Below are 22,107 nucleotides of genomic sequence, written 5' to 3'. Positions count from 1 at the left end.
CGCCCCCAATGACCCCGACAATTACGCACAGTCGGGAAAACCGGATGCCGCTTTCGGTACCATTTACGTTCGCGGTCAATTTGAAACCCCTGTCCTAGTAGATCTCACCAGAGTTCACGAATCCGGCTCGCGGTAGGCGTGCACCATAGGGTCGGCGTGATCCAGCTCGGCTGCGCGCGCACGCGCGGCCTTCTTCCTCCGGTGAAGTACTACTTCATTGATCACGTAGGAAACCAGGACCAGAGATGGCAAGAGGATTTGAAGCCACAGGTCCCAATTGGTCATAAAAAGGGGCGCCAAGGATGCTCCAAACATCGGCGCATGCGCGCACGAGTACCATTTCACAATTGCCTTCTCTCAGAAGCCGCAGTCTCTACCAGGCATATCCCGGAGCGGAGCGGACGGTTTAGAAAGGTTGATTCCATAGCACTTTGTGGCAACCAGACTGGCGCCCCTGGACGCGCCACTGACGATACCGATGGCCGATATGGCTCCGCTAACACCGCTCACCCTACAAATCAGATTCACGACCGTTGCGATCCATCCGGTTAGCTTGCTGAATGTGCAGCCTACCCACGTTCCACCGACGAACACCGCGGCCGAGAGTCCCGCTAGCACCTGCAACTCGGCGCCGGTGAGAGCGAGGACTGGCCACGGTACCGAACCGTCAGCTTCCACCTTCGCGGTGGATCCGGCCGCGAGAGCTAATGGGAATCGGTAATCGCGCAGTGCTTTGTCCGATTCGACCGTGATCAGCGTTTGCGAGCCGTGTGGGGTGCTGTAGGTGGTCGTTGTCGCGCCGGACAGGGCGGTTGTTAGAAGTGGTGCGCCTTCGCCAATAAAGTGCCCGATCGGGACGCCCTTAAGCTGGGCAGGTCTCGTCTCTGACTTCTTGCCGGGAACGGTAATCCGTACCGCACCCGAGGGGGATTGCGTTTGGACTGCCGCGGTTCCGGGGGCGTTCCCGTCCATCACATCCACGCCGTCGTACTTCTTGGCGATTTCATGCAGCGGAAGGGCACTTGGCCCGGGCGACAACCCCTGATCCCAGGCGACAGGCTGGACTCCACGGCCGGTATCAGCTCGTATCCGCTGATCTTCCTGTTCCTGGGGTGCCGTGTTCCTTTGGGCACTACCTGCATGTGCCGGTAGACGTCGCAATTGAGGCTCCTATTCATATAGGTGCCCCCTGAGACCCGCAGCTTGCAAGAAATCATACGGTCTTTTTACCTTTGTTGGAAGGGAATTTCGAGCAAAACTCGTCTTACGTGAGTTCTTAAATTTGCATTTCAAAAGGAGGATTAGCGAGTCGGCTGTGGTTAGATTTCTCGATCTACGCCTCGTTGGTCTCTCGCAGTTCCCCCGGAAGGACACGGGCCGCGAAGCCTTCCGGCGGCCCGCGCGGGGGACTACGATGCCGGAATGAAAGTTACGTTGCTCCGCGGGGAGGGCGATGGCCGGCCCGATTGCCCTCATCAATTCGTCGGTCGCTGCGATGATTGCCGCGACGCCGAACGAAATTCGAGTAGTGAATCCGGTGGCCACGAGCCGGTGGGCCCCAGCGATTAGTCGGCGGTGATGCCTCCGAGAGGTGTCGTTCGTCGGCACTTGCTTCGAATAAGTAGGTGGAATCCATGAGGATTACGTGATTGGGCGGGGTCGCGTCGGCGGCGCGCTGGCGCGACGCCGGACGGCTACAGGCCACGACGTGACTGCGCTTGGCCGGGACGGCGGCGATGCTACCGGCGCCGACGTCGTGGTTGTCGCCATTCCGGGAGACTCGATCGCCCAACAGGTCAAAGCGATTGTCGGCGGCCCCACCGCAAAGGCGTTCAACACCAATTTCGCTTCGATCTATGACGACGTCGACGCCGAACCACTGCCGCCCGGAACCCTCTTCGCCTCCGACCCCGACGCTCTCGAGGCGACCGAGGCGGCACGCTTAAGCCTCAACCCAAGCTGAGCGGCGGAGCGACTCGCTCTCGGACCCCGAGGATCTCTCTGTCCGCTTGCAGCGGACCGGCGTTCAACATCTCAGGCCCCGCTGCATCTTCATCAAGCTGTTGACACCGGTCCTTCTGACAACCTCCCCGCGGCCGTGAACCGCGAGCCGTGCACAGGGTCGTGCCCGCACTTGTTGGCGTCATTGCCATGCGCGAACCCATCCAAGAAGACACTTCCGACATGCCGCTTGACACTCGTATCTAGGTCTTGAACATGACGCTAAATGGATTTAGCCTTGGAGGGCACGCCTTCTGACCAATCTCTTCAGAGCACAAAGACAAGGGAGACCTTTATGCCTTCGACCGCCATCCGGCGACATGATTCCGATGCGACGCACCAGCAGGTGCTGGCCGGATGACTTTCGCAAAAGACGACCACTGGGTTTGGGATTTCTGGCTCGCCGACGATGGCGAGGCATACCATCTGTACTACCTACAGGCCCCGAAATCGCTCGGCAACCCTGACCTTCGGCACCGCAACGCATCCATCGGCCATGCCACCTCCGCGGATCTGCGTACTTGGCGGGACCACGGCACAGTCCTCGTCCACGGAGAACCGTCGGAACCGGACTCCTCGGCAACCTGGACGGGAAGTGTTGTGTGTGGGGACGATGGGCTCTGGCGGATGTTTTATACGGGTTCGAGATTCCTACGTCCGGACGCGATCACTAACATCGAGACCATTTGCGTAGCGGTTTCTCCAGACTTGCATGCCTGGCACAAGTCCGACGACTTCGCCCTGAATGCTGATCCGCGCTGCTATGAAACCTTGGACGACGGCGTCTGGCATGAAGAGGCTTGGCGCGACCCTTGGGTATTTCAGAGCCCGCATGGATCCTGGCATATGCTCATCACCGCCCGCGGCAGGAGCGGACCCGACGAACGAAACCGGGGTGTTATCGGATATGCGCGTTCCGACGACCTTGAGAACTGGAGTGTGGGCCCGGCGCTGACAGGAAGTGCCGGGTTCGCTCACCTCGAAGTTCCCCAAATCGTCGAGCTGTCTGGGAGCCACTGGCTGCTTTTTTCGTGCGACGGGAATCATCTCGCCGGGTCGCGGGCGGGACTACCGGGCGGGATATGGCTCGCCCCCGCCGCGTCTCCACTGGGTCCCTTCGACCTCGACCAAGCCAGACTTCTGGCAGACGAGCACCTCTACAGTGGTCGGATCGTGCATAACCGTTCAGGGCGTCCGGTTCTTCTTGCCTTCGAGAACCTTTCCGCCGAGGGTGGCTTCGGCGGCCGAATTTCCGATCCACTCGATCTGGAATGGGACGGTGAGGCCTTCGTGCTCGCCACGGAACGTCACGAGAGGCCGGCTGCTAGGTGATGCAGACACAAGGAACTATCGCCCCTGGCTACGAGCGCGTAGCCGAAGCTTTCACCCGAGCATTCGACGGCCGTCCAACCATGGGCGCGGCCCTGGCCATCCTCGTCGGTGGAGAAACCGTCGTGGACCTCTGGCGCGGAGTCGCGGATGAAAATACGGGATCTCTGTGGGAGCAAGGCACCGCTACAGTGGTGTTTTCCTGTACCAAAGGGCTCGTCTCGATCCTTGCCGCCAGGCTGGTCCAGGAAGGGCGGCTTTGCTACGACGCCCCAGTCCACCGCTACTGGCCCGAGTTCGCCACAGCGGGCAAGGAGAAAGTCACCGTGGGCGAGCTCCTCGCCCACAGGGCTGGCCTTTCGGCTCCCCGGGTTTCATTCACGACCGAGGAGATCCTCGACTGGAAGTACGTGACCGGGCAATTGGCAAAGCAGGACCCGCTCTGGAAACCTGGCACCGGCTACGCCTATCATGCGATCACGCATGGGTGGCTCGTCGGGGAAGTCATTCGCCGTGTGGCACGCGAGTCGGTCGGCGACTACTTCCGCCGTGCGACCGCCCCGTGGACCCGGGATGCATGGATAGGGCTGCCGGCCTCCGAAGCTGGCCGAGTCGCGCATATCCAAGTGGGTGAGAGCCAGGCGCAAGCCGGGCGCCTGCTCCGGGACGCGCCGGACGAGTGGACTCTGCGGGCGATGACTCTCGGGGGTGCGCTGCCCGTTGAGCTTGTAGGGGACGGCACCGGTTTCAACGACCCCCGAGTGCGCGCGGCCCAGATTCCGGGGGCTGGCGGCGTGGCGACAGCACATGCACTCGCGTCCATCTGGTCCGCGACTATCGTCGACACAGAGGGCGCCCGTCTTCTCGATGACGCGACGCTCGATCGTGCTCTTGTGCCGATGAGCCAAGGCGCACCGGTCTACCACGCGCCCGGTCCGTGGCCGCGCTGGGGCGCCGGTTTCCAGCTCGACTCCGCAGCCCGGAGATACCGCGGCCCCCGAAGCTTCGGCCACGACGGCGCCGGCGGGCAGGTAGCCTTCGCGGACCCCGATTCGAAGACCGGTTTTGCCTTCATCACCAACTGGATGGAAGCGGGCGACGATCGCGCGACGCAGATTATTGACGCGCTCCGCGCCGTGCGGCGGGACTGAGCGCACCTGACATACCTCCTGCCCACGTTGTAACGGCAGGCAAAAAACAGGACTCCTCTTGACAACTTGGGAGAGGTTCGTCACCATAGCTAAATCCATTTAGCAAATTATTTAGCCATCTATTCAAGGACAGGACAGAGGATGTGCCGCCGGGCACAAACCTCCGGCCTGGAGTACACGACGAAGGAGTCACCCGCTATGACAGTTAGTACCCTCCGTTCAACCCCGCGTCCGCGGCTGCGAGGCATCGCAGCAGGCGGGCTTGCTGCGCTCGTCTCAGTCGCTTTGGCGGCTTGCGGCGGACCATCGGCGTCGGATTCGCCCTCGGAAGCATCGAACATTTCTGCAGGATCCGGTACGGGCACCCTGAAGGTCTGGGCCCTGGACGGCCAGTCCGCAGAGAACACCGCGATCCAGAAGATCGTCTCCGACTTCGAATCCAGCCACCCGGACATCAAGGTCAAGATGCAGTTCCTGCCGGCCGACTCTTTCGCGAAGGCCCTGCAGACCTCCAGTCCTGCTGATCTTCCCGATGTCCTTGAAGTGGACGGACCGCAGATCGCGAACCTGGCCTACGGACAGAAGATCGCTCCACTATCGGACTACGTCTCAGCGGCCACAGTGCAGAACCAGACCGACGCCGTCAAAGGCCAGAACACCGTGGACGGAAAACTCTACGCCGTGAGCATGATGAACTCCGGTCTGGCCATGTGGGGCAACAAGAAGCTGCTCGACAAAGCTGGCGTGACGATGCCCAAGAGCGCGTCTGAAGCCTGGACAGCAGACGAATTCACCGAGGTCCTCAAGAAGCTCTCCGCCGTGGTGCCGAACGGAAAGCCGCTCGGCATCGCGGAGAACAACGGACTGAGCTCCGAATACGGCATTTACGGCTTCTCTCCGGTCCTGTGGTCTGCCGGCACGCCGATGATAGCCAACGGCAAGGCCTCCGGTGCGCTTGATTCGGACACTGCGGTGGATGCCCTGAAGAAGTTCGCCTCGTGGAAGCAGTTCACCAACCCCGACGGCGACGGCACGGCCTTTCAGTCCGGCCAGGTGGCGCTGAACTGGATGGGCAACTGGATGTACCCGGCCTATGACAAGGCACTCGGGAACGACCTCGTCGTGGGCCCGCTGCCCAACTTTGGCAAGGGGGCAAAGACCGGTTCCGGAACGATCGCATGGAGCCTTGGAGGGCACACGAAGAACGGGGCGGCAGCGGGCAAATTGCTTGACTTCCTCATGAGCGACCCCGTCGTTTCCACGTACACCGCAGCTAACGGGGCTCCGCCGGCGACGAAGACCACAGCCGCATCCTCTCCGCTTTACGGAGCAGGCAAGCCCCTGGCTTTCCTGCGGGACCAGCTCGACGCAGCTTGCCCCACCGAGGATCGGCTGACCCAGCAGTGCGTTGCCGTTTCGCGGCCCGTAACGGCGGGTTACCCGGTGGTGACGTCATCGTTCGGCAAGGCTCTTACCGCCATCTGGGGCGGGGCCGACGTGGCTGCAAGTCTCCAGGCGGCTGCACGTGCGATCGACCGCGATTTCGCGGACAACAACAACTACAAGTGATCGCTACCGTACGGGGTGGGCTTGCCTACCCCGTACGGCGGCCGTCGAAGGCAAGGTTATGACTCTTCTTATTCGATCCCAGGCCGGGCGGACGGCGCCGCCGCCCACCCAGCGGCGAAGGCGGCTCTCGTCCCATTCGATCATGGGCCCCGCGATGGCAGCTCCCGCGCTCATCCTTCTCGCTGTTTTCCTCGCCATTCCGTTCCTTGGTGCGATCGCGATGTCGTTCTACCGGCTTCAGCTCAATAGCACCCGGGCCCCACGATTCATCGGGCTGGAGCAATATTCAAGGCTCTTCGCCGACCCTGACATCAGCGCAGCCTTCCTCCATTCGCTGGGCAACAACTTCACCTTCGCGGCCGTGGTGGTGCCCGTCCAGACCGGGCTCGCCCTAGGACTCGCGCTTCTGGTGAACGGCAAGCTCCGTGGCATGGCCGTGTTCCGCACAATGTTCTTCATGCCGCTCGTCTTCCCGCTGGCCCTGGTTGCCGTCGTGTGGCGGCTCATTTTCGCACGGGATGACCACGGTCTGCTGAATTCCGCAATCTCCCTGTTCACGGGCGGTTCCATCGGTCCGCACGATTGGCTTGGAAGCAGCGCAACTGCCATGGGGGCGATCATCGTGATGTCGATTTGGCAGAGCGTGAGCTTCCAGATGATCATCCTCCTCGGAGGACTGCAAGCTGTTCCTCATGACCTGTATGAGGCTGCGTCCCTGGACCGCGCTGGACGATGGAGTCAATTCCTGCACGTTACCGTGCCCGGAATTCGAAACACCCTCATCTTCGTGGCCCTGCTGACCACGGTCTTCTCTTTCCGCCTCTTTGACCAGGTGTACCTTCTCGGCCAAAGCGGATCCGTTGACATCGAATCGACCCAGACAATGATGTACCAGGTCATCACTACTGGCTATGACCAGAACAACATCGGCCAAGGCGCAGCCATGGCCGTGGTCTTCCTCGTCATTGTCACCATCGTCGCCGTCATCCAACGCCGGCTTGTCCGTCAGGAAGGAAGCATCCGATGACCCGCGTCCGAAGCATCAAACGGTCCCGGCTGCTCTCGACGACCGGGCGCTATGCCCTGCTGGTCTTCTTCGGCCTGATCTTCTTCGTTCCGGTCTACTACTTGTTGGTTGGAAGCCTCAGGCCTGGTGACAAGGTCCTGGGCGGCCTGAGCGCCTTGGTTCCCTCGGACCTGTCGCTCGACAACTATGCCGGCGTGTTCAACCGGTTCTCAAACGACACCACAGGGTATGTGTGGCAATTCGCTGGGGTCTCCCTGGCGGTGACCGCCATTGTTGTACTCGGAGGCCTCCTGGTGAACTCGCTCGCCGGCTATGCGCTGGCACGCATGAAGTGGCGGGGACGCAACATCGTGCTCCTCCTGGTGACCATCATGACAATTATCCCGTTCGAGGCGGTGGCACTGCCTCTTTACTACATGCTCTCCGGTCAACGGAACACACTATACGTCCAGGCCCTGCCGTTCCTGGCCAATGCGTTCTCGATTTTCCTCTTCTACACGTACTTCCTCAGCATCCCCGTGGAAGTGGAAGAAGCGGCAACGATCGATGGGGCCGGACCGGTGCGGACGCTCTTCCAAGTGGTGGCACCCATGAGCCTGCCGGCTTACGCGACGGTAGCCATTCTGACCTTCCTGGGCCAGTGGGGCCAATATCTTTGGCCAGTACTCATGATTACCGACACCAAACTCCGGCCCCTTCCGCTTGAGCTGAGCGTTTTCCAAAACGCGCAGCCGCCGGAATGGGGGCCAGTGCTAGCGTTCGGAGTCCTCTTCGTGTTGCCGGTGCTTGTTGTCTTCCTGATCTTCCAGAGATCCTTCGTCGCCAGCGTGGCAAGTTCCGGCGTTAAGGGCTGAGCTTTCGCGCCCCGATCCCGCCAAATCCGAGGAGAAAATGCACATGAATGAAGTAAATGGGTTCGTGGCCGATGGCTTCGGCCCGGTGGCCGATGCCTACCGTAAAAGCGTCGGTGACGGCGAAGGCGGCTCTGCGCTGAACATCAGGGTCGGCGGTGAGACGGTTGTCGACCTGTGGGCCGGCCTCGCCGACCGGCACGAGGGGAGACCTTGGGCACGTGATACGCCTACGGTGATCTTCTCCTGCACCAAAGGCCTCATCGCGGTCCTTGTTGCCATGCTCGTTGGCCAGGGCCGGCTCGGGCTGGACAGGCCGGTTGCCGATTACTGGCCGGAGTTCGCGGCTGCCGGCAAGGAGGCGGTCACAGTCCGTCAGCTCCTGAGCCACCGCGCCGGGCTTGCCGCGCCCCGCGAAGACATCAGTCTCGGGACCGCGCTCGACTGGCCCTCGATTGTATCCGTCCTGGCCACGCAGGAGCCGCTGTGGAAACCTGGAACGGCTTATGGCTACCACGCGCTGACTTACGGCTGGTATGTAGGAGAGGTCATCCGCCGCATCACTGGTACCAGCGTGGGCTCGTTCTTGCAACAGTCCGTAAGTGGTCCGTTGGACGTCGACGCGTGGATCGGGGTACCGCCGTCGGTGGAGCCGCGGGTAGCCCGACTCCTGGCGGGGGACTCTATCCGGAATCCGCCAGCGAGCGGCACCCGCCAACCAAATGAGGACGACCTCTATTGGGCAGGTCGGGCGATGACGCTGGGAGCAGCGTTCCCGCCCGAGCTGGTTGTGGCTGGCGCGGGATTCGACTCACCCGAGGTGCATCAGGCCGAAGTTCCGGGGGCAGGCGGCATCGCAACCGCCGCTGGCCTCGCCACGATCTGGTCGGCGATGGTGGTTCCGACGGAGGGCATCGCCCTCGTGGAGAGCGATGTCGTCAATGACATGACCCAGGTCCAGAGCGAGGGGGAGCCCGTTTGGTGGCTTCCGGGCCCTTACCCCCGGTGGGGAACTGGCTTCATGCTCTCGTCCGAGCGACGGGAGTTCCTCACCTCATCTTCGTTCGGGCACGACGGGGCGGGCGGTCAGGTCGCTTTCGCAGATCCCGTTCATAAGGTCGGCTTTGGCTACGTCACGAACACCCTCGAAAACCAAGACGATCCCCGGGCGACATCCATCGTGCGCGCCCTGCGAAGAATCATGGAAGCCTAGCGAATGACCGATGAACGCTCGATCAGCGGCATCGGAACCAGCCGCTCGCCTGGAGCCGCATCATCGGATAGGAGCAAACGGACGGCATCCCTGCCCATCTGTTCGTGGGGGAGGGCAACCGTAGTGAGGCCAGGACGCAGATACGAGGCCAACTCGTCGTTATCGAAAGACACGATCGAAATATCGTCCGGAATCCGAAGACCTTTCTCCTGAAGCGCCTGATAAGCGCCGAACGCGAGCCGGTCGTTCATGCACAGCAGGGCGCGGATGCCCGGGTGCCGGCGGAGGATCTTCTTCGCCGCGGCATAACCGGGATCCGCGTCCCAGAGCCAGACTGATTCCCAGACGGGGACATCAATCCCGTTTTCGGCGAGGGCATCCTTGATGCCCTCCACGCGGCGATTGACGGCGACCGAACGGAACAGGCCTTGCTCAGCTTCTTCGGAGTACCCGAGCACGGCCACCCCCTCGGTGATCCCATGGCGCGCGAGTACTTCCACCGCGGTCTTCCCCCCGGTGTACTCGTCGGACAGCACACTGACAGCGTGCCCCTGGCTGGTGGCGTTCAAAAGAACTGAACGCGTTCCGGCAGGCAGTTCGGGGATGTAAAGCTCTCGAGCGCGCATGGAGGCGAAGACGATTCCGTCTACCTGCCTATCGAGCACGGCCTCAAGGGCCGAGGCTTCCAATTTGGCTTCGCCTCCGGTTTCGAGCACAAGCATGACATGATCGGCGGCTCCCGCTGCCGCAAGTGCACCTTCGATCAGGCCGCTTGCGAATCTGGTGGTGGCAACGCGGTCCGATATGAAACCGATGGTCCGCGTCTTTTGCGTCCTCAAACCTCTTGCCGCAACGTTGGGGCGATAGTTCAGTTCGGCCGCGGCCGCGAGCACACGCTCGTGCGCATCCTTGGACAGCCGGGTATCGGGACGCCCATTGAGGATCATCGAGGCGGCGGTGGTGGAAAGCCCGGCGAGCTTTGCAACATCCGCCAAAGTAACGCGCTTGGGTACCATTCATCCTCCTTCAGGACAGCACGCGCACCCGACCAGAAGAAGGTGCCTCCTTAGTATATTTGCTAAATCCATTCATCATGGATGGCGGTTCAACGGGGCGCCAATTTTCCCCGATAACCCCCTACTGCAGCTTGAACAAATTGTGCGTCGCCGGCCCCTCCAGCAGCTTGCCTGCCGCAGAGTAACGGGAACCGTGCAGGGGGCAGTCCCAGGACTTCTCGGCGTCGTTCCAGTGCAGGATCCCGCCAAGGTGCGCGCATTCCGCCGACACCCTGCACACCACGCCATCCACCGTGCAGATAGCCGCGGGCTTCCCGTGGAAAAGTCCCGTGACGCCCGTGCCCTCGGCGGGGTGGGTTTCCTCCGTGATGGCCGGCTTCTCCTTCAAGGCGGCCTTGTCCCGGAAATTCTGCTGCTGGGTCTCCACGTTGAGCGAAATCGTCGACGCTGCGCCGCGGGGACCTGTCACCCGGTGGTGGATGATGCGGGCCCACTCCAGCTTTTCGCCACGGATATCGGCGGTGATATCCAGCGCCGCCGCAACACCGTTTGTCATGCCCCACTTGTTGTAGCCGGTGCCGAAGAAGATCTTTCCGCGGCCCCGGGGGAACCGGCCGAAGAACGGCATGAGGTTCCCGGCCTGGTAGTCCTGGGCAGCCCACGTGTGCGTGACCTCGGCACCCGGATAGTGCTGTTGGGCCCAGCCGAGCAGCTCATTCACGTGCACCTGCGTGGACGGCGCCCGGCCACCCGCATGCCCGAACCCGCCCACCAAAAGCAAGGTCCCGCCGTCGGGCATTGGATAGTCCCTCAGCGAGCGGGTGGGCGGCTCGGCGGAAAGGTACATTCCGGGAGGCGGGCTCATGCCGTCCGGCAGCCGCAGCGCGGCAGCGTACGAACGGTTAGGCCGCAGCTTCGCGAAGTAGAGCCCGCGGTTCAGGATGGGTGTCCCGGTGGCGAGCACCACGTAGCGGGCGCGGACCTCGCCCTTCCTGGTAACCACGGTCAGGGGATCGCCGTTGCGGACATTCATGACGCGGATACCCTCCACGATGCTGCCGCCGGCAGCCCGGACATCCGCAGCCAGCGCATCCAGGACGTCCATGGGGTTGAACTGCGCCTGCTTCGCAAGCCGCAAGGCGGCGTCGACGTCGAACGGCAACCCGGTCTCGCGGGTGGACTTGACGTTGAGCCCGCAAGCCCGGGAAGCGTTGGCCTCGGCGACAAGGTGTTCCGCGCCGGTGGGTGTGGTGGCGAAGGTGTAAGCATCCCGGTACTGGAACGGCACACCCCGGCCCTCGAGGTAGTCGAGCAGCCATTTCTGGCCTGCCCGGTTCGCGTCAACGTAGGCGCGGACCACGTTCACCGAATACTGGTTCCGGAGCCTGGACAGCGTGGTGCCCTGCAAAAGGCTCAGCTTGGCCGTGGTGTTGCCGGTGTTGACCGCCCCGATATGCCGGGCCTCGAGGACCAGCACGCTGCTCCCGGTCCGGGCCAGCATGAGAGCCGTGGCCAGGCCCGTGATCCCGGCGCCCACCACGACGGCGTCGTAACTGTTCCCGGGCGTAAATTCATCGGGGCTCGCGGCTGCGGAAGCCTCGCGCGCGTCTAGCCAAAGAGAAGTCATAGCGGTCCCACGTCCCTTCAGCCGGGGCGCGGCCCACACCGGAATTAGCGCGGCGGCGGCCCGGTAGTGCCAGAGAACCAGAAGGCCGCAAGAGAAGCAATAGGGGAGCGCACTGGCGTCCAACGCAACGCGGGGTCACTTACGGCCTATGTTGCTGCCCGACATGGGCCGTAAGTGACCCCGCGTTGGCGCAAGAAGGGCTATGACAGACCGGTCTGTCTTGGCGGGGTACGAGTAAGATTGCTCTTACCATGAGCACGCCAGATGCCTCGGAAGCACCCGGTCCGTCTTCATCGCCAGCCGGACAAACCACCACCCGTGATGACGCGGTGGATCGAATCCTGGACGCCGCCTACGAACTGTTCTCGCGGCGCGGGATCCGCGCGGTCGGCGTCGACCAGCTCATCGAGCGTTCAGGGGTGGCGAAGGCCACCTTCTACCGCCACTTTCCGTCCAAGGACGATCTGGTTCTTGCATTCCTCGCGCTTCGCGACCAGATCTGGACCGTGGATTTGATCATCTCCGATGCCCGGAGCCGGGGAGACACCGCCGAGGAGAAGTTGCTCGCCATCTTCGACGTCTTCGGGGACTGGTTCCAGCGGGAGGACTTTGAGGCGTGCTCGTTCATCAACGTCCTCCTCGAAATGGGCCGTGAGCATCCGCTGGGGAAAGCCAGCATCGGCTACCTCGCCAGGATCAGGGGACACATCCAGGAACTGGCCGAGGAAGCCGGGCTCGAGCGCACCGAGGAATTCGCGCGGTCCTGGCACATCCTGATGAAGGGCTCCATCATTTCGGCCACCGAAGGCGACGTCCTGGCGTCAAAGCGCGCACAGCAGATGGCGGCCTGGTTGATAGAACAACACCGAGGCCCGGATCGGCCTGTAGCTGCCTGAGTTATCCGAAGCGGCGGCCCTTTTGGGGTTCGCGACCGTCAGCTGCGAGTGGTTCTGCCGCGACCGCCGGGGGAGGCGAGATGCCGGGAGCGCCCGCCCCACTTTGCCCATTCGCTGGGCTGCACCGAGGGCCGCCCAAGGTGATACCCCTCTCCGAGGGTTACTCCCAGATCTGCAAGAGTGGCGAGTTCGTCCTTGGTTTCGATGCGTTGGGCAATCAAGGCCGCCCCGATCTCCCGCGCGAACGCGACCTCGGCCTCGACAAGTTCCTGCCGGAGGGAATCCTGGTTGAGACCCGCAGTCAGATTCCGCTCCAACTTGATCATCTCCGGCTTGAGCCGAAGGATATGGCTGGCCCCGGCGAAGAAGGAACCCGTGTTTTCGATGGACAAGCGCACGCCGGCGCTCCGCAGCGGAGCCACCGCCGCGTCGAGCGAAGCGGCCTGCTCCTGGGGGAACTTCCCGGAGACTTCAAGGATGACCCGCGCGGGAGCCACCGGAGTTTGCTCGAAAAGCCCAGGAAGGCGCGGATCCAGGCACACCTCGTCGGAAAGTTTCAACGCCACGAAAAGGTGGGCCGGCAGCTTCAGCGCGGCCTCGAGCCCCGACTCCAACGCCGCGAATTCAAGATCCGTTCGGAGCCCCGAGTCCTCAGCCTCTGCGAACCAGTAATCGGCAGGGTCTCCGCTGTCGCTGACGAAGCGGGTCAAAGCCTCGGCGCCGACCACGGTGGACGTACTGAGGTCGAATACGGGCTGGAAGGCGGTCATCAGCATGTGGTCCCGGAGCACCGCCTCAAGACGCGCGCTGCTTGGGTGCTGGCTGATTGCGTGTTGGCTGTTTGCGTGCTGGGACTCCGGCTCGCCTTGGGCGGCCGGGTTGTCCTGTGACTCTGGCTCGTTTTGCGGGGCCGGCTGTTCCGACCTGAGCGAAGCCAAGTGTTCCAGGAGCGCCTCTTCCGGACGCCCAGGGTGGGCAGCAATGTGCCGGCGAAGTTCCTCGCGCACCGCATCTGTTGCTTGCGAAGATTCCCCTAAGACTTCATCGATGATTTCCAGGACCTGGAGGCGCAGCCCGCGCAACTGCTCGAGGGGCGGCTCCGTAGCCTCCGGACTAGCCGGCATCCCTGAATCGGTCAATGCACGAGCAGACGGTTTGCGCGTCGACATGAATCATTCCTTTGCCTTGAGTTCCGGCTGAGCCCGGGACCTGCAACAAAGCAAACACTACAGCCGAACAATCCGGTCGCCCCGGATTGAAATGAAATCTTCATAGGGATGTAACGCCGCGCTGCGCACCTGGGCGCAGTTACACCCAATTGTGATCTGTTCCGGAATTTTCCGCGCCGGCCAGGAGTGCGTAGTATCCCGGAACCCACTGCGGAAGGCCGCCGGCGTTCATCGGGACCACCTCGATGTTCATCGGGCCGTCCGCAATCAACTGCCAGTCGGCATCCGAAAAGGCGCGGTGCCGTTCCGCAGCACCGAAATGCCCGGGCCTGGGAAGGTTCTCCAAGGCGCGCCGCAGTTGCAGGGGAATGCTTTGCCGGGTGGCGCCGAGCTCGGTCAGGTAGCCCAGGCTAGTTCCGCGGAAGTTGGTTTCGGCCAGCAACACCCGGCCTCTGTTCCCGACGGCAGTCCGCAGGTTGGCGGCCATAGCGGCCTGCTTGCCGGGTTTCAGGACGTGGAAGACTCCGCGGACAAAGACGTTGGCGGGCCCCAGCCGCTCCAACAGGACCTCTCCGGCACCTGCCGAAGCCGCATCCAGAACCATGAAGTCGGCATTGTGGACGCCTTCCGCTTCCTTGCGCGCCATCTCGATCGCCCCGTTGGACACGTCGATTCCGAGAACCCGTGGAAACAGGCCGGCAAGCCAGCGGGTGTGGGTGCCGTTGCCGCACCCGACGTCAACTACCGGAAGAGCTGGATCAAAGTGGGCCGCGATCGCGTTGGAGTACTGAGCATGCTCGGCCGCGGAGTCGGAGTCCCAAAGCACATCTCCGGAACGGCCAGTGGTGCGGATTCCGCGCCAGTATCCTTCCCACGCGGTGTCCGGATTTCTCGGTGCCCGGGAAGCGAGGCGTACTACTGTGGGGACAAGCAACATCTGGTCCCAAAGCTTCGACATGCGCTAACTCTACAGACGCCGTGCGGGCCGGCGGAGTTGACGCGGTATTTCGGAGGGAGGCCCCGGATAGCCGAAGAAGTAGCCTTGCCCGTAGAGGCAACCCATGGCCTCCAGCTGGGCCGCCTGCTCGGCGGTTTCGATGCCTTCCACGGTTGCGTTGAGCCCAGCAGCGAAAATCAGCTGCAGGATGGCGGAGACGAACTTTTGCTGCCGAGGGTCCAGCTCCATGTCCTTGATGAGGGACTGATCCACCTTCACAGTGTCCGCCGGAAGCGACCTGAGGTAGCTGATTGACGAATAGCCCGTACCGAAATCGTCAATTTGCAGCCCCACGCCGAGCTCCCGTAGCCCGCTAAGGACCTGTTCCTGCACGGTTTCACGCGACATCAAGACGGTCTCGGTGATCTCCAAGATCAACCGCCGCGGATCCACGCCATATTTGGCCAGCGTTGCCTTGATGTCCTCCAGCAAGTCGGTCCGAAGCAGTTCGGCGGCGGAAAGATTGATGTGCAGGCAGAAATCCGTCAGCTCCGGGTCTGTTTGGCTCCAGCGGCTCATTTGGGCAAGACCTTCATGCAGCACCCACCGTCCCAGCTCGAAGATCAAGCCGGTTTCTTCTGCGATGCCAATGAAGCTGCCCGGCATGATGGTTCCGCGCACAGGGTGATGCCATCGGAGGAGGGCTTCCACCCCGATGACGCGGCTGGAAGCCAACTCGACCACCGGCTGATACACCAGCCCCAACTCGCCTCCCGCAACAGCGGTGCGTAGTTCGGCGGTTATTCGCGACCGTTCCTGAACGGCGTCGAGCATGTCCGGGTGGAAGAGTTGGACATTATTCCGGCCCCGAGCCTTTGCCTGGTACATGGCAATATCGGCGTCGCGCATCAGCGCCTCTGCCCGGTCCCCGGGCTTGCCTATGCAAACGCCGATGCTCGCCATCGCCCAGACCGTTTCTATTCCGATGCTCATGCTGTCCTGCAGATACTCCGATGCGCGGTGCGCGATCCGAAGGATCTCCCCTTCCGTGGCCCCGGTAATGAGAATGGCAAACTCATCCCCGCCCAGGCGGGCCACAGTGTCCTGCTCCCTGACGGCCGAGCGGAGCCGTTTGGCAACTTCCACCAGCACGGCGTCACCGGCGCTGTGGCCCAGGATGTCGTTGATGGCCTTGAAGGAGTCCAGATCCAGGAGCAACACGGCCGGGGCTTTTCCGCCATCCGTGCTGGACAGGGTCGCTTGCTGGATCCGCTCGGTAAGCAGTGTCCTGTTCGCGAGGCCCGTGAGGGCATCTGTCTTGGCCATCTGTTCCAGCTCAACCTGCGTTCGCCGCAACATAGCCGTGCGGGCGGCCACCCGCTGCTCCAGATCCGCATGGATGTGGCCCAGCTCCTCCGCGAGCAGGTTGACTCCGGTGATGACGGCGTCAATGTCATCACGATGCTTCGACGGCTCAATGCGTGCGTCCAGATCGCCGGCAGCCAACCGGACAACGCCGTCAACCAATAGCTGCAGGCGCGGATCCTCAACGCCCTCTCTCGAGGTCACGTATTCTCAGCGGGCAGCAGCAAGAAGCACATCCTGGGCTCAGGAACCCGCATTAAGCCAGTCCAGGGCCTCGCTGCGCGATGTGAAGAAACGGGTGGGGCAAGGCGGGACGTGCACTCCCAGGAAGAAGTTCGCCAGGACCCGGTCAACAGGCGACGAACCCAACAGTGCGATGCGCGAAGCGCCGCAGGGAATGGACCACACACCCCGGGCCTCCCGGCTAACGGAAGCGACCGTGGCCATGTCTACAAGCATTGGATGCTGCTCCTGTTGGCAGAGCTCGTTGACTTTCGCCATGGCCGCCCGCGCATCCTCAACCTCAATGGCGACCCCGCGCCGCCAGCGCAAATGGAGAAGACCGTCGACGCCCAAATCGACACTGGCCTTTTCACCGTCCGAAGTATCCGGTAACACGATCATGTCCTCCCCAGGCAGGCGGCCGAACCTAGCTGCAACTAGTTAACAAGCAGCAATCGCCAACCCCGATAGCGTAGCTCCCCGCGCATTGCTCCTCAAGCCTTCTCAGTGCGCATCGACCGATTTCGAACGGCCCGGTCCCAACTGTGCCTTTCCTCCCGATCCTCCCAGCTCTACGTGGGTAGAATCGAGGCCTGAACACTGCCGGAACGTATCAGACGGAGAAACAATGTCAGCATGGCTCGAAGTCGGCCCTAACAACTACGTGTTGGAGACCGAAGGGTGCCTGCTTAACACGGGCCTCGTTGTAGGTACGGAACGAGCCATGGTGATCGACACCGGTTGCGGCCCCCGCCAAGGCCGGCAGATCCTCGCCGCCGTCCGGGAAAAGACCCAGCTGCCGCTGGTCGTCGTGAACACCCACGCGCACTACGATCACTACTTCGGCAACGCCGTTTTTGCCGACGACGGCGTCACCGAGTTTTGGGGGCACGTCAACTGTGCGGCGACAATCGACGACGACGGCGACCACCAGCGCCGCTTCGTCGCCGCCACCGAACCGGAGATGGCCGCGGGCCGGGGCGACGCCGTCGAACTCGTCATTCCCAACGCGATCGTCAAGGATCAACCCGTCCTGGTTGACCTCGGCGGACTCACCGCCACCCTGTTCTACCTGGGCCGCGGCCACACCGACGGCGACCTCCTGGTAGGCACGCCCAGCACCCTTTTCGCCGGTGACCTCGTGGAACAAGGCGCGCACCCGTCGTTCGAGGACTCCTACCCGGAAGACTGGGCAGATGTCCTGCGGCACATCTCGGCGCTGCGCCACCGCTACGAGTTCCTGATCCCCGGCCACGGCAAGCCTTGCAGCGACCAGTTCGTGAAGACCATGGCAGACACCATGTCCACAGCGGTACGTCAGGCTAGGCAGTCGATCCGGGACACGCCGTCGGACGCTACCAAAGCGATCCCGGTGCTTCCCTACGGACCCGAGCAATCACGCTGGTTCATCAAGCGGCTCCAGGAGACGCAAGCACACCACTAAGGGGTGTGCTTGAAGGTCAGGTTCGATTGAGCCTCGGTGCGCTTGCTGCGCCTACGAGCAGCGCGATCGCGCCCAGGCCCAGCGGCAGTCCGCCAAGGGTGGCGAGGCTTCCGACTATCAGCGGTCCGCCCGCGTCGCCGAGTTCCCTGCCGAGTTCGGCTGAACCCATGGTCCTGCCCATCCGTTCGTGGGGTGTGGTGTCGGCCAGATGGGCGAACGCGAGCGGGGTAGTCGTTCCGATCCCGGCCCCGATCAGCAGGGCGGCGATGAACAAGGTGATGGGTCCCGGTGCGGCGGCCACGATTCCGATGCCCGCGGCGGTGAGCAGCAGCCCGGCCCTCATCCCCGCTGCGTCGCTGATCCCTTGCACGTCGCGGCGCGTTCCGACCCAAGGCGAGATGATGGCCGAAGAGATGGCCAGCACGCTCACTGCGGCCGTCCCGGCGACGGGATCAAGTCCGTGCCGGGTCGCCAGGGCGGGCAGGAAGCCGATGGCGGCACCCAGGGCGCCGGTGGATGCAGCAAGCACCGCCGTGGGCACGAGGAAACGCCGTTCGGTGATCTGCCGGGCGAGGTCCAGGACGGTGTACCTGACGCGGGGAACCGGTTCGAACCGCGGCAGGCTCACCGCCACCCACAGGGCGGTGGCTGCTGCCAGGGCCGACAGGGCCGCAAAGAGCAATGCGAAGCCGCCGGCCTGGATCAGTCCGGCTCCCAAGAGCGGGCCGAAGATGTAGCCGAGGCTTTTCCAGGATCCATAGCGGCCAAAGAATTTCCCGGCGTTCTTGCCGCCGGCCAGCCGTGCCACGGTGGCCGACGAGGCGGGGGAGAATGCCGCCGCGGATGCGCCCTGACCCAGGCGGGCGAGGCCCAGCAGGAGCGGATCCGCGCCCCACAACCCCACCAGCGAGAACGCGGAGAACGCCAGCAGGCCCCCGACGATGACCGGCTTGGGCCCAATCCGGTCACTGAGGACACCAAAGACGGGTTTGAGAAACACCTCGGCCAGGTCGTAAACGGCCAGCAGGATGCCCAGGTTCAGCAGGCTCAGGCCGATGTTCCCGCTCTGGGCTCCCATTCCTGCGGCGATGCTGTGGGCGCCGAAAGCGGTCACGAATCCCGCTGCATAGAGAGGAAGGGTGGGCCCGTGGATTGTCCCGGCCGGGCTGGTGCGGCTCACTGGTGCACCCGGTAGACAAGGTGATTCACGGGGTGCCCTTGTGTTTGAGGGCGTGCCGGGCCTCAACTGCGGCGTAGTAGATGATCACGACCCCAGCCAGGGGATCGGCCCACCACCAGCCGAAAAGGGCATTCAACGCGAGCCCGGCCAGCACCGCGCCGGCCAGGTAGGCGTCCACGAGGGTCACCTTTCCTTCCGCGCGGAGTACGGGATTGCCCAAGCGCTGCCCGGTGCGGATCTTGCCCCACGCCAGGGCAAGCATCACCACGAAGGTCAGGGCCGTCCAGACGATGCCCAGACCCGAGGTTGCGGGGCGAAGGCCGGTGGCAAACACAACGGCCACCTGGATGAGCAGGTAAGCGCCCAGAATGGTAAAGGCGATCCCGATCAGGCGCATCGCGGGGGCTTCGCGCTCTTTGTGGGCGCCCTTGAGCTGCCACACCACCACGATCGAAGCGAAGATCTCGATCAGGGAATCCAGGCCGAAACCGGCCAGCGCCGGGGAGCCGGCTTGGATGGCGGCGGCTGCCAGGACGCCCAGGCCCACCACATTCCAGCCCAGGGTCGCGTATTCAAGCCGCAAACCGCGGCGCAACAAGAGTTTGCGGACTTCGCTTGTGTCGTTAATGCTGGCCATGGGTGTCCTTTGTCTTGGGGCGCGCTAGCAGCAGTCTTCACCCTTCCACGCTTCGCGGCCTTCTTTGACGGCCACGGCGGCGATGATGAGGCCAATGACGGGGTCAAGCCACCACGCGGCGAAGACCGCATTGCCGGCCAGTCCGATCAGGACAGCGGCGGCCGTGGCGGCACAGAGCAGGTTCTGGGTTCCTTCACCGGCAGTGGCCCCGGAGTCTAGCCTGGCACCGAGGCGCTGCTTGGCGACGCCGAGGACAGGCATGATGACCAGGCTCGCCGCCGTGAGCACGATGCCCAGGACGCTGTTCTCGGCCCGGTGTCCCGTGGCCAGATCGATGATCGACTGGATTCCGATGTACGGCGCCAGGAGCCAGAAACTGATGGCGACGGCCTTTTGTGCTCGCTCTTCGGCAGATTCGGACAGGGTGCGGGAGCCGGTGAACCGCCAGATCACGATGATGCTCGCCAGGCCCTCGACGGCGGAGCTGAGCGCCCAGCCGATCAGTGACACGGAGCCTGCCGTACCGCCAGCAAGCAGTCCGAGGGCTCCCTCCAGGACCATCCAAGCCAGGCTGAACCAAGACAGCAGCCGGACGGTACGGGCGTCCTTGATCCAGGCGGCTTCCCGGACTGTTGTCATCAGTGGGTTCCGGTTTCGTGCACGGCGTGGCCGGCGGGTTCGAGCTGGAAGGTGGAGTGTTCGACGTCGAAATGGCCGGTCAAGCAGCTCTGCAGCTGGTCAAGGATAAGCGGAGCGTGTCCATCGTGGAAGCAGCTCTCGTCCAGGACGACGTGCGCGGAGAGGGCAGGAAGGTCGGAGGTGACCGTCCAGACGTGCAGGTCGTGGACGTCGTGCACGTGCCCGGTTTCGAGGAGGTGCGCCCTGACCTGGTCCAGGTCGACACCTTCGGGTGCGCCTTCCAGGAGGATCCTCCCGGAGTCCCGCAGCAGTCCCCATGCGGCGTGCAGCATCAGGGCCACCACAATGAGGGAGGCGATCGCGTCCGCACGGGTAAAACCGGTGGTCAGGACGACGAGCCCGGCGACCGCCGTCGCAATGAATCCGTAGAGGTCGGTCAGGATGTGCTGGAAGGATCCTTCAACGTTCAGGCTGGACCGGTTGGCTTTGGCCAGCACCCACACCGCCACGAGGTTCACGATGATGCCGAAGATCGCGACGATGAGGACAGGGCCGCCCTCAACCGGTGGCGGATCAAGGAGGCGGTGGATTGCCTCCACGGCCACGAGGGCGCTGATGACCAGCAAGGTGATTCCGTTGGCGGCCGCGGAGAGGATTTCGGCACGCTTGAATCCGAACGTCCAGATTCCCCGCGCCGGACGGGCCGCGAGGTTGATCGCCCACAGGGAGGCGGCGATCGCCCCGGCGTCGGTGAGCATGTGCCCGGCGTCCGAAAGCAGCGCAAGCGAGCCGGAAAGGATGGCGACAATCACCTCGACGATCATGAACCCGACAATCAGCGCCAACGCGATCACCAGATAGCGCCGGTCCGCGTTCGCTGCTATCGCGTGGCTGTGGCTGTGGTGCTTGGCTGGGTTGCCCGCCGTGTCATGGTGGTGGTTGCTCATTGGCCGCTGTCCTTCTTGGCCGTGCGCTCGGGATGAACGGCGACGGTATGTCCTGTGTGGGTTAGGCCCAAGTCCAGCAGCATCCGCACGTGGGCATCATCCAGACGGTAGTAGGCCATCCGGCCGCGCCTCGAAACGGAAACCACCCGGTGGGCGCGCAGAAGCCGCAACGCATGGCTGACTGCACTCTCGCTCATCGCCGTCGTCGCCGCGAGGTCGCATACGCACAGCTCGCCGCCCTCCAACAGGGACGTCAGCAACCGCAAGCGTCCCGGATCGCCCAGCAATGAGAACACGTCCGCCAGCTCGGCAATGTCGTGATCCGAGGGCAGGGCCGCCCGGACGAGTTCGACCTTGTCCGGGTCAACAAGTTTCACACCGCATTCATCGACGGCTTCACGAACAGCCACGGGGCCTCCAACATCTGAACAGGTATTCAGATGTCAGTATAGGGGACACGGTCCTTAGCCGGAGGCTGCCAGTGGGGAACTTCGCAACAGTTATCCCGTTTACGGCGGCAGCGGGTTGCGCTTGCCTTCTTAGCGCGAGCAGGCAGCAAATGCCCTCGGGGAGCGATTTTGCGGGCATCAGCTGCCAGCTCGCGCCGTTACTCGTTTCCACTACTTGGATGCTGAGGCACCCCCGCCTGCCCAACACTCGAAAACTACTTGATTGAATCTTTAACCAAACTTCGAGAAAAGCTTGCGGGAACCTTGCGGCTTCCTAAAAAACCTGCCGGAAAGTAGAGGACATCGGACAGCAAAGTCCCGGTCTCACGGGCTTCAAGAAACGGAAAACGATCATGGGTCTCAACCTGAAAACCACCACCGGCAAAGTCATCGCATCCCTGGCCCTGGTCGGCACTGCTGCCGGCGTGGCAGGACTGG

The 22,107-nt window shown here is 63.2% G+C and carries 22 protein-coding genes; 9 read left to right on the top strand and 13 right to left on the bottom strand.

Annotated features, from left to right (window positions below; all coding sequences use genetic code 11):
* Positions 1 to 114: 114 nt before the first annotated feature.
* Positions 115 to 285 (bottom strand): hypothetical protein, encoded by a 171-nt coding sequence (locus AB4068_RS15100; protein ID WP_307053644.1) that lies wholly within the window; start codon positions 283 to 285, stop codon positions 115 to 117.
* A gap of 1,423 nt (positions 286 to 1,708) precedes the next feature.
* Here AB4068_RS15100 and AB4068_RS15095 point away from each other — a divergent pair.
* The 7 genes from AB4068_RS15095 to AB4068_RS15065 all read left to right on the top strand — a co-directional run bounded on the left by AB4068_RS15095 (position 1,709) and on the right by AB4068_RS15065 (position 9,141).
* A complete protein-coding gene (locus tag AB4068_RS15095; RefSeq protein ID WP_441433779.1) occupies positions 1,709 to 1,963 on the top strand; it encodes a hypothetical protein in 255 nt (84 codons plus the stop codon).
* Positions 1,964 to 2,358: 395 nt separating this feature from the next.
* Positions 2,359 to 3,333, top strand: coding sequence for a glycosyl hydrolase family 32 (locus AB4068_RS15090; protein ID WP_441433778.1), 975 nt, complete (start codon positions 2,359 to 2,361; stop codon positions 3,331 to 3,333).
* Positions 3,333 to 4,481 carry a serine hydrolase domain-containing protein gene (locus AB4068_RS15085; protein ID WP_441433792.1) on the top strand — a complete coding sequence of 383 codons (1,149 nt, stop codon included), beginning with the start codon at positions 3,333 to 3,335 and terminating at the stop codon, positions 4,479 to 4,481. The genes AB4068_RS15090 and AB4068_RS15085 overlap by 1 nt, the downstream gene beginning before the upstream one ends.
* Before the next feature lie 198 nt (positions 4,482 to 4,679).
* Positions 4,680 to 6,050, top strand: coding sequence for an ABC transporter substrate-binding protein (locus tag AB4068_RS15080; RefSeq protein ID WP_306959089.1), 1,371 nt, complete (start codon positions 4,680 to 4,682; stop codon positions 6,048 to 6,050).
* Between the two features lie 58 nt (positions 6,051 to 6,108).
* Complete coding sequence (locus AB4068_RS15075) at positions 6,109 to 7,077, top strand: carbohydrate ABC transporter permease (protein ID WP_284989982.1); 969 nt, start codon at positions 6,109 to 6,111, stop codon at positions 7,075 to 7,077.
* Positions 7,074 to 7,931 carry a carbohydrate ABC transporter permease gene (locus AB4068_RS15070; RefSeq protein WP_284989981.1) on the top strand — a complete coding sequence of 286 codons (858 nt, stop codon included), beginning with the start codon at positions 7,074 to 7,076 and terminating at the stop codon, positions 7,929 to 7,931. The genes AB4068_RS15075 and AB4068_RS15070 overlap by 4 nt, the downstream gene beginning before the upstream one ends.
* Positions 7,932 to 7,974: 43 nt before the next feature.
* Positions 7,975 to 9,141, top strand: coding sequence for a serine hydrolase domain-containing protein (locus AB4068_RS15065; RefSeq protein WP_441433777.1), 1,167 nt, complete (start codon positions 7,975 to 7,977; stop codon positions 9,139 to 9,141).
* Here AB4068_RS15065 and AB4068_RS15060 read toward each other — a convergent pair.
* Positions 9,138 to 10,157, bottom strand: coding sequence for a LacI family DNA-binding transcriptional regulator (locus AB4068_RS15060; RefSeq protein WP_441433776.1), 1,020 nt, complete (start codon positions 10,155 to 10,157; stop codon positions 9,138 to 9,140). The genes AB4068_RS15065 and AB4068_RS15060 overlap by 4 nt on opposite strands.
* A 121-nt stretch (positions 10,158 to 10,278) precedes the next feature.
* Positions 10,279 to 11,784 (bottom strand): FAD-dependent oxidoreductase, encoded by a 1,506-nt coding sequence (locus AB4068_RS15055; RefSeq protein WP_441433775.1) that lies wholly within the window; start codon positions 11,782 to 11,784, stop codon positions 10,279 to 10,281.
* Between the two features lie 251 nt (positions 11,785 to 12,035).
* Here AB4068_RS15055 and AB4068_RS15050 point away from each other — a divergent pair, with 251 nt between their 5' ends.
* Complete coding sequence (locus AB4068_RS15050) at positions 12,036 to 12,680, top strand: TetR/AcrR family transcriptional regulator (RefSeq protein ID WP_441433774.1); 645 nt, start codon at positions 12,036 to 12,038, stop codon at positions 12,678 to 12,680.
* Between the two features lie 38 nt (positions 12,681 to 12,718).
* On the opposite strand, the gene AB4068_RS15045 is transcribed toward AB4068_RS15050, so the two are convergent.
* The 4 genes from AB4068_RS15045 to AB4068_RS15030 form a co-directional block, all read right to left on the bottom strand.
* Complete coding sequence (locus tag AB4068_RS15045; RefSeq protein WP_441433773.1) at positions 12,719 to 13,849, bottom strand: EAL domain-containing protein; 1,131 nt, start codon at positions 13,847 to 13,849, stop codon at positions 12,719 to 12,721.
* Positions 13,850 to 13,988: 139 nt separating this feature from the next.
* On the bottom strand, positions 13,989 to 14,807 hold the full coding sequence (locus AB4068_RS15040; RefSeq protein ID WP_441433772.1) for a class I SAM-dependent methyltransferase: 819 nt from the start codon (positions 14,805 to 14,807) through the stop codon (positions 13,989 to 13,991).
* Between the two features lie 9 nt (positions 14,808 to 14,816).
* On the bottom strand, positions 14,817 to 16,355 hold the full coding sequence (locus tag AB4068_RS15035; RefSeq protein ID WP_059387207.1) for a putative bifunctional diguanylate cyclase/phosphodiesterase: 1,539 nt from the start codon (positions 16,353 to 16,355) through the stop codon (positions 14,817 to 14,819).
* 39 nt (positions 16,356 to 16,394) lie between these two features.
* Positions 16,395 to 16,769 carry a DUF7793 family protein gene (locus AB4068_RS15030; protein WP_253257089.1) on the bottom strand — a complete coding sequence of 125 codons (375 nt, stop codon included), beginning with the start codon at positions 16,767 to 16,769 and terminating at the stop codon, positions 16,395 to 16,397.
* A 232-nt stretch (positions 16,770 to 17,001) separates the two neighbouring features.
* On the opposite strand from AB4068_RS15030, the gene AB4068_RS15025 reads away from it, so the two are divergent.
* On the top strand, positions 17,002 to 17,817 hold the full coding sequence (locus tag AB4068_RS15025; protein ID WP_306959078.1) for an MBL fold metallo-hydrolase: 816 nt from the start codon (positions 17,002 to 17,004) through the stop codon (positions 17,815 to 17,817).
* A gap of 16 nt (positions 17,818 to 17,833) precedes the next feature.
* Here the strand turns inward: AB4068_RS15025 and AB4068_RS15020 are convergent, their stop codons facing one another.
* From AB4068_RS15020 to AB4068_RS14995, 6 genes are all read right to left on the bottom strand, one after another.
* Entirely contained in the window at positions 17,834 to 18,997 is a 1,164-nt protein-coding gene (locus tag AB4068_RS15020; RefSeq protein WP_441433771.1) for an MFS transporter, read from the bottom strand.
* A 25-nt stretch (positions 18,998 to 19,022) separates the two neighbouring features.
* Positions 19,023 to 19,634 carry a cation transporter gene (locus AB4068_RS15015; protein WP_172465448.1) on the bottom strand — a complete coding sequence of 204 codons (612 nt, stop codon included), beginning with the start codon at positions 19,632 to 19,634 and terminating at the stop codon, positions 19,023 to 19,025.
* 24 nt (positions 19,635 to 19,658) lie between these two features.
* On the bottom strand, positions 19,659 to 20,273 hold the full coding sequence (locus AB4068_RS15010; protein ID WP_441433770.1) for a cation transporter: 615 nt from the start codon (positions 20,271 to 20,273) through the stop codon (positions 19,659 to 19,661).
* Complete coding sequence (locus AB4068_RS15005) at positions 20,273 to 21,220, bottom strand: cation diffusion facilitator family transporter (RefSeq protein WP_441433769.1); 948 nt, start codon at positions 21,218 to 21,220, stop codon at positions 20,273 to 20,275. The genes AB4068_RS15010 and AB4068_RS15005 overlap by 1 nt, the downstream gene beginning before the upstream one ends.
* Positions 21,217 to 21,630 (bottom strand): ArsR/SmtB family transcription factor, encoded by a 414-nt coding sequence (locus AB4068_RS15000; RefSeq protein ID WP_284989968.1) that lies wholly within the window; start codon positions 21,628 to 21,630, stop codon positions 21,217 to 21,219. Before AB4068_RS15000 ends, AB4068_RS15005 begins: the two co-directional genes overlap by 4 nt.
* A gap of 254 nt (positions 21,631 to 21,884) precedes the next feature.
* Positions 21,885 to 22,107 (bottom strand): hypothetical protein (locus tag AB4068_RS14995; RefSeq protein WP_441433768.1); only part of this gene is annotated, 223 nt, incomplete at its 5' end.

Origin of the sequence: Arthrobacter sp. 2RAF22, assembly GCF_052115325.1 — a bacterium.
Classification (GTDB): Bacteria; Actinomycetota; Actinomycetes; order Actinomycetales; family Micrococcaceae; genus Arthrobacter.
Note: the sequence above shows the minus strand (reverse complement) of the source record. Positions and strands in the feature narration are given on the sequence as shown.